Origin of the sequence: Anaerovibrio sp. (assembly GCF_045637405.1) — a bacterium.
Classification (GTDB): domain Bacteria; phylum Bacillota; class Negativicutes; order Selenomonadales; family Selenomonadaceae; genus Anaerovibrio.
In genome coordinates this window covers 1-1,238 of the sequence record NZ_JAZTZI010000141.1, presented here as the reverse complement: position 1 = coordinate 1,238, position 1,238 = coordinate 1, and the positions used below count along the sequence as shown (strand labels likewise).

2 protein-coding genes are annotated in these 1,238 nt (G+C 45.3%); both read left to right on the top strand.

Going from position 1 to position 1,238, the window contains the following annotated elements:
* A partial coding sequence (locus tag ACKI5G_RS09995) for a PIN/TRAM domain-containing protein (protein WP_407399983.1) occupies positions 1–1,092 on the top strand: 1,092 nt, incomplete at its 5' end.
* A gap of 54 nt (positions 1,093–1,146) precedes the next feature.
* Positions 1,147–1,238, top strand: a 92-nt coding sequence (locus ACKI5G_RS09990; RefSeq protein WP_407399985.1) for a 2-C-methyl-D-erythritol 4-phosphate cytidylyltransferase, incomplete at its 3' end; no start/stop codon positions are given.

The following is a 1,238-nucleotide window of genomic DNA, read 5'->3' as shown; positions in this document are numbered from 1 at the left end:
CCTTTTTTGACAGAGCTTATTAGTACTGAGGTACTGAATATGAACTTTGGCTTTTTCAAGATGACCTTAGCCCATCTGATATTTTTAGTGGTGGGTATTATCATTGGCGGTGTAATCGGTAATTTGAGTTCTCCTTATTTTGCTACTAAGCTGCGGAGATTTTCAGTCTGGGTTGAAGGACAGTTTAACAAAATGCCGTTGCATGATGTTATTGCTGGCGTAATTGGCCTGGCGATAGGACTTATAATTGCAAATTTATTAGGTGAGGCTTTTTCCAAGATACCAGTGGTAGGTGACTATATTCCAGTGGTATTGAGTGTGGTATTTGGCTATTTGGGAATACATATTGTTATCCGTAAGCAGAAGGAATTGGGAGATATGATTGGCAAGCTGCCAAGATTTTTCAAGGAAGCCAGCCAAAGACGGGAGCAGTCCAAGAACAAGAAAAAGTTACAGGAGGGCGAGCTTGATATAAAGGATACCGGCCTGTACGAGGGACCCTGTGGCAAGTTGCTGGATACCAGCGTAATCATTGATGGCCGCATAGCAGATATTTGCTGCACGGGGTTTATAGACGGCAAGCTCCTGATACCGGTATTTGTACTGGAGGAATTACAGCATATAGCGGATATGTCAGATTCCCTTAAGCGGGCCAGAGGCCGGCGTGGATTGGATATTTTACAAAAGCTGCAGAATGACTTCAGTAATCAGGTAGAAATCGTCAATCAGGATTTTGAGGATATTGCTGAGGTGGATTCCAAGCTGGTTCGTTTGGGACAGCTTACCGGCAGCAAAATAATTACCAATGATTACAATCTGAACAAAGTGGCTGAACTGCGTGGTGTGTCAGTGCTCAACATCAATGAGCTGGCTAATGCCATTAAGCCGGTGGTTATTCCTGGTGAGTACATGCATGTAACTGTAGTGAAGGAAGGTAAGGAACAGGGACAGGGCGTAGCTTATCTGGAGGATGGCACCATGATTGTGGTTGAGAATGGCCGTCGGTATATCAATGAAGCTATACGGGTTGAGGTGACATCAGCCTTGCAGACAGCGGCTGGCAGAATGATTTTTGCCAAGCCAGCAATGTAAAGTGAAGGGGATGTGGTGAAGGTGTGCCGCATCCCTTAAATTTTGGAGGGGTTTATGGTTACGGTAATTTTTCCAGCCGCCGGTCAGGGAAAGCGCATGCAGGCCGGCATGAATAAGGTGTTTATGTCCTTGGGCGGGATTCCTAT